6 protein-coding genes are annotated in these 6,070 nt (G+C 48.6%); all 6 read right to left on the bottom strand.

The window, feature by feature from the left end; translation table 11 throughout:
• A partial coding sequence (locus tag T363_RS0113230; RefSeq protein ID WP_031476429.1) for a helix-turn-helix domain-containing protein occupies window positions 1-271 on the bottom strand: 271 nt, incomplete at its 3' end.
• 80 nt (window positions 272-351) lie between these two features.
• The gene (locus T363_RS0113225; RefSeq protein WP_031476585.1) at window positions 352-714 is read right to left on the bottom strand and encodes a HepT-like ribonuclease domain-containing protein; all 363 of its coding nucleotides are present in this window, start codon (window positions 712-714) and stop codon (window positions 352-354) included.
• The gene (locus T363_RS0113220; protein WP_051643292.1) at window positions 711-992 is read right to left on the bottom strand and encodes a nucleotidyltransferase family protein; all 282 of its coding nucleotides are present in this window, start codon (window positions 990-992) and stop codon (window positions 711-713) included. Before T363_RS0113220 ends, T363_RS0113225 begins: the two co-directional genes overlap by 4 nt.
• Window positions 993-1,098: 106 nt before the next feature.
• Window positions 1,099-1,320 carry a hypothetical protein gene (locus T363_RS0113215; RefSeq protein ID WP_031476581.1) on the bottom strand — a complete coding sequence of 74 codons (222 nt, stop codon included), beginning with the start codon at window positions 1,318-1,320 and terminating at the stop codon, window positions 1,099-1,101.
• Between the two features lie 347 nt (window positions 1,321-1,667).
• Window positions 1,668-5,531 (bottom strand): S-layer homology domain-containing protein, encoded by a 3,864-nt coding sequence (locus T363_RS15320; RefSeq protein ID WP_161645969.1) that lies wholly within the window; start codon window positions 5,529-5,531, stop codon window positions 1,668-1,670.
• A 26-nt stretch (window positions 5,532-5,557) separates the two neighbouring features.
• Window positions 5,558-6,070, bottom strand: a 513-nt coding sequence (locus tag T363_RS16490) for a hypothetical protein (protein ID WP_034972446.1), incomplete at its 5' end; no start/stop codon positions are given.

Genomic DNA, 6,070 nt, shown 5'->3' with positions numbered 1-6,070 from the left:
TTGAAATATTGTATTTGGCTACGATATCATCCACACTGCCAATTCCGCTAAGATACTCTTCAATGCAATGAATCTTAAATTCCTTGGAATACCTTCTGTTTCCACTTACAAAGGCTTCAATACCGTTCGCTTCGTACTTGGATATCCATCTATATATCTCGTCACGATTCATTCCATAAACATCTTGTAATTGAGAATAGGCAACCTTACCCGACTTATACGCTTCTATGATTTCTATTTTCTTCTCTGGAGTGAATTTTATTTTGCCCATAAAAAATCCTCCTAAAGTAGATTTTGGTTTTTTCCATGGTCTACTTTAGGAGGATCATATCATACCCCCTGCTTTTCTTATTATTGCGTTCGTGTCTCTGTAATATGCTGAAGAATTTTTCGGATTTCTTGCACAAAGGGATCTATATCATCGAATATGACATCAACGATAAAACTCCAGTTAATACCATCGTAGTCATGAACCAGACGATGGCGAAGGCCAGATACCATGTTCCAAGGAATTTCAGAATATTCCTGTTTGAGCTCTTTCGAAAGCTGATACACATGCTCTCCTATATTGTAGAGCGGAGTGGTTACAGCCCATTGAGAAAATTGATCGCTCATCAGCTTGTCTTTTGTGATTTCGTGCTGCACCATTTCTGATTGCAGCTCTGTCCAAATACTGATAATCTTTTTCAGCCGCTCCTGATCCGGCTTTTTCATGCGATCCTCACCCCTTCACGCATAACGGATTCGTAAAATGGCGTTCCGGCATTGATTTCTCTTATCTCGAAAACATCAGCATTACGTCCAATCAGCTCACGCAGATCTTCAGCAAGTGCAAATATATTTCTGGGTGCAAAGTCCTTCCCGCCGACAATAATAACATCAAGATCCGAATCGGGAGTGGCATCACCACGAGCATAGGAGCCAAATACAATTGCATATTCTGCATTGTATCGAGCGAGCAATGTGTGCAGAGTTGTTTTGATTTCCGCCATTGTAAGGACATCCATGTGAATCACCTTGCCTTTAACTTAGCGTTTTAACGTACCCTTTTTTCAAAAGGGATACGAATACTGGGCATACAAAGACGATGCCAGAGGGTTAAATCATGACAGTAGAGGTATATTCAATTTTGATACCGCCATCCTTGGCACGTCCCAATTTGGCTTTGTTGCCATTACCATCTTCGATGGTCATTTTTTCGAGCTTATTGCCGGTAAAAAAATCTGCAACATCACGTTCCACGAACGCAGCCCAGCTTTTTCGTGCCTGTGCTGCATCCTGATCCACGGCATCCAAAGCTCCCTGTTTCATCTCATTCATAAGAATTTCCTCCTATCTGCTTTGTTCATTATCATTATACAGTAAAAAGAAGCAAATTCATAGTCCGACAAGTCCCTGCTTAAGAAATTCAAGAAGCCGATCCTACAACCTTGTTTGCTGCCATGAATCTCAAGAAGCTGGCGCAACAGAGCAGCGTATTCTCCTTTCACACTTTGCTTCCTTTGGCTCCTAATGTTCGAAACCCGATCTGCGCGTATGCGTAGACCGGGTTTTTCGACAGACTGAGGGCTGACAGAATGTCAGCAGATTTGCTGTTATTCTATCAGCCCATTTTTTCTTACGAAACGTTAGCGATTAAAGTCCCGCTTTTCATAAGTATATCCAAGTTATCCTGCTATATTTTCACAGTATTGCATAAGGATCGTTGCAACCTGCGCCCGTGTTGCGAGTCCGTTGGGTGCCAACGTTGTGGCGCTTGTGCCGGTAATCAATCCCTTGGCATTCGCCCAACGCATCGCTTCCTGCGCAAAGCCTGATATGTGACCGGCATCCGAATAACCGGACAGGTCAGATCCACCTGTTACGTCATAGCCCTGCTTCTGCGCGAAGCGGTAAAGCATGACCGCGAGCTGCTCACGGGTAATTGCATCATACGGCCCGAACCGCTCGTTGCTGTATCCATCGGTGATACCGTTGAGCCGTGCCCAGTAGACCGGTGCGGTATAATAGGCATCGGCGGCCACATCTTCAAAGGGATGCCCCAAAATCTCGTTGTCGATATTGGGAGAGCCGGCCAGCCGGTAGAGAATGGTCACAATCATGCTGCGGTCAGAGGTTGCTTTGGGACTGAACGTATTTTCTTCCGTTCCCTGCATGAGCCCTTTTTCCTGCACATATTGAACAGCATCATAGTACCATACATCGGTATTTACATCCCCAAACGGTGTATGTGAAGGCTGTTCCGGTTGCTGAATGGGTTGGAACACAACTTCAATCCTTACCTCGCTCTCGGGCTGGATAAAGCTATACTCGCCGTCCTTACCGGGTGTTACCGTAATGCGCTTGCCGTTTTTATCGGTGACGATGATTTCCTTAACGTCATAGCCTGCATCCGGGACAACCTTGATTTGAACCTTATCGCCGCTTTGCGGTTTTTCAGTTGTAACGGTTACCGCACCGCCCTCGGAGGGTTTTACAGAAGGCTGGTAAGAAGGTGTGGTAACACTACCGCCGCCACCGGCTCCGCCGCCTCCAGAACCGCCGGAGCCGCCTACTTTGTAGAGTACAATGCTGCCGGTCAAAGTGTTGTAGTTGGCATCATCGGTCGGGGTAAAGATCCAGTGATATGCGGTATTGGCTTCCACCTTTGTGTCAACCGGCAGCTTCCATGCAACACGACCGGGAACACTAAAGGTCGCACCATTTTCCGTCAGCCCGGCATCTGCCAGCGTTTTATCTGCTGTTGTAATGGTGCGGTAGCTCGGCTGTCCAGTAGGTGTCGCCTTGGCTACCTGAATCTCAGCCGAACCGGAAACAGCTTCGTATGCGGCACTGTCATCCGGTGTGAACGTCCATGCTGCGTGATGCGTACCGGCAGTAGGTTTGTCATCCGGCTTATCCCACACAAACCGCCCAGAAACAGTCGCGCCACCTTTCCCGGTCATATTGCCGGAAAGGGTGATGGACGAAAGCGGTTCGCCATAAACCAAAGTGCCGGCAGATAACACCGGCTCGCCCTGCGGTATAAACCGGTTTACTGCGGAAACCTGAATCGTAGCGTTCGGAAGGGTAAAGTTATCCGTTACGATGCTGATGCCCACTGTGCCGATGTTCCCTTCCTGACCGGTCACGGACTGAATCGGCAGTGTCAGAACGCCGTCCAGCACCGCCGCGCCGCTCGTGTAGTAGCTGCCAAGAGAAACGCTATCTACCGCATAGGCTACCTTACCGAATGTCTGACCGGCGGGCAGGTCGGGCAACATCTGGGACAAATCATAGGTATAATCCATCTGCACAGAATTGGTCACGGACATTGATCCAGACTTGGGAGTTCCAGATGCCTTATTGATGGTCTGCCCCTGAAGCTCAAACTTGCCCTGATTTTGCAGGACGTAATTTTGCGCCGCGCTGCCCTTCAGAGAAACCGCAACCGTAACCGTTTTACCGCTTCCTGCATCGGGGTCGCTGAACATACCGGAGACGGTATAGTCCTGATCAGCGGCCAAATTGGCCTGGGAGTCAAAAGTAACGCTCGTTACTTCTGCATTCGTGCTGCCATCGTAGGTTTTTCTTGCAATGGCTGCACCGTTGACGGTCAGCGGTGCGGGCTGGATCGTAAATGGAACCTTGTGGCTACCGGTATATCCAGAGTTGCCTACTGCGGCAATCGTAACCGTTGCGTTTCCTGCATTCGTATTATTGGATGCGGTAACCGTATAATCCTTGTCCTTTGCCAGCTGCATGCCGTTCAGTGTGACGGTCACGTTCGGAATAATTTCCTTGCCGGTATAGACATATGTTCCATTTACCTTGACATCCGCCCTACTCAGGTCGATATCGCCAGTGGCATCGCCCGCAACATTCAAGGTGGTGGAGAAAGTGATGGGCTGTCCGTTGACCGTGTGCGTCTCCGGGATGGTGCATTCAATTTTATACTGCCCCGGTGCGATACGATTTGGTACACCATCTTGTCCTGTGCCAGTTATCTCCAGAGCTTCGTGAGCATCATAACTAGGAAACGTCAACTTTGCAAGATTGCCCGTGGTCGTATAGATATATCCTTCGTGCTCATCTTCTTGGCGTTTTGCAACAAAGCCACCCACCTTAACTTCCATCGGGATCTCAGATAAAATCCCCAAGTCAGGAGTTGGTACATAGTTCACAGTCACCGGAATCTCCGCGCCATGGTTATCCGCTTCAAGGGGATAACCATCTGGCAGACTGGCGCTTTGCACCTTGATTTCCTGTGTCGAACCACCCGGCACTGTCCAATTCCCTGATGTATCGCGGACGAGCTTGTGATTCGGCTGACCGCTGTGAGGAATCAGGGTGAAGCTATTATTGCCTGACTGAGGGGCACTGATATATGTGTGACCTGTTTGCGGAAGTGTCTGGGAAGCATTATTAAATATGCTACCAACACCGACCTGCGTTGTCCCGCTCACCGCACCGTTGATCGTCCATACTTGCTTTTCGCCCAATACGACTGCACCGCCGCCGGTGAAGTCATTCGTAGTTACGGAATCTCCGAGATTAACAAGGCTCAACTCCGCTCCATCAGCAACAGTCAAATCGGCTCTGTCAATGTTTCCGCCTTTCGGAGTGATCTTGTCCGACAGCACCGTGAAACTGGATACATCTTGTACGATCAAACTTTCATTAGGGTATTTGCCCCCATTGTATTGTACATGCGCGTTCTCGCTGCCGCCGGTTTTGCCATCAACCGTCGGTATCACGGTGTCGTATAGATTGATATTCACTTCACCGGTCATCCGAAACCGGTTTGCATTCGACGTCGGCGCAGCTGGTTCGAACGCATTGGGGTCTAACGTTAAACCTTCAACCGGCGTTTGCATCGCGCCGCATGCGTAAACTTTGCCCATTTTCCCAGTGGCAGAAGGCTCCATAATAATGGTGGCGGGCTTGTCATATACATTTGGCTGAGCCGTGCTGCCATCGTTCAGTTTAGCCAGACTAGCCAAACTACCTGCATAAATGTTGCCTAGTGAAGTATTGCCCTGAATCACGATTTTCCCGTGTTCCCCTGCCTTCACATGATTTACCACAGACGGACCGGTCACTCCACCGCAGAACAAATGCACTTGCCGCGCACTGCTTTGGCCGGTAATATTCTGTGTACGAGTAACATTTTTTAATGTGAGCGTATGTCCGTTCGCCATGATTGCGTTCCGAACCCTGTTTTCAAATCCAAACTGGACACCATCAAAGGTAACATCTGCGCCCAACAGGATACCTTTGGCACGCATCTGAATCCAACCGCCTTGAATGGTTATCGCCTTGTCGATCACCCAAGGTGTAGTGTCACTTGGGTTACTCGCATCTCCGACATAACCTTTTCCAAGCAGTTTTATTGTATCGCCGTCCTTAACATCCTGCCTCTGTAAAAAGTCGCGTAGGTCTGCCCCCACTGGAACCTGATGAACCGTGCCGTCTGCCGCAAAAGCAGACGCAGGAAATAAGCCCAACATCAGGACAAAGCTCATTATTGCTGCGAGTATCCTTTGTTTCATAAAATATCCTCCTTTGTTTGGTTTTATTATATCATCATGCCGTAAAGAAGTACAGTTTTTATACCTTCTTTTTCGCTGCATGGGATGCGGACAAAATTCTGGACTGCTTTTAGATCAATCCAAGACTTTGCCTGCATTCCTGTGCTGCCGCTCTGGAACTTGCCCATGCAAACATTGCATATACCCCCATGAGTTCTCCGGGCTGGCTTGCCCCTTAGAATACCCTGTCTCAGGTGTTTAGCAGGCCTACATCGTTTTGTATGGTTTCTATATTGTTGCATTTTATCCATTCTGCACAATTCCACATCTGAAATTTCTACCTTACGGCCGGGGGCTTTGGCGGAAAAGCGGGGTGCGGCACCCGCTTCACCCGCACAAAACACTTTTCTTAAAAAGTTGCATTTTCCGTGCAAATATGCTGTCATTACCCATCTGTCGCCGAAAATCCTTCTTTTACATGCCATCAGAAAAAGGTTCTCGCACTGGTGCTCGCGTTCGCCTGCGCGTTCACGATGTTCGCCGGTGCGGCATTCACGGAT

The organism is Agathobaculum desmolans ATCC 43058 (assembly GCF_000701665.1).
GTDB lineage: Bacteria > Bacillota > Clostridia > Oscillospirales > Butyricicoccaceae > Agathobaculum > Agathobaculum desmolans.
Note: the sequence above shows the minus strand (reverse complement) of the source record. Positions and strands in the feature narration are given on the sequence as shown.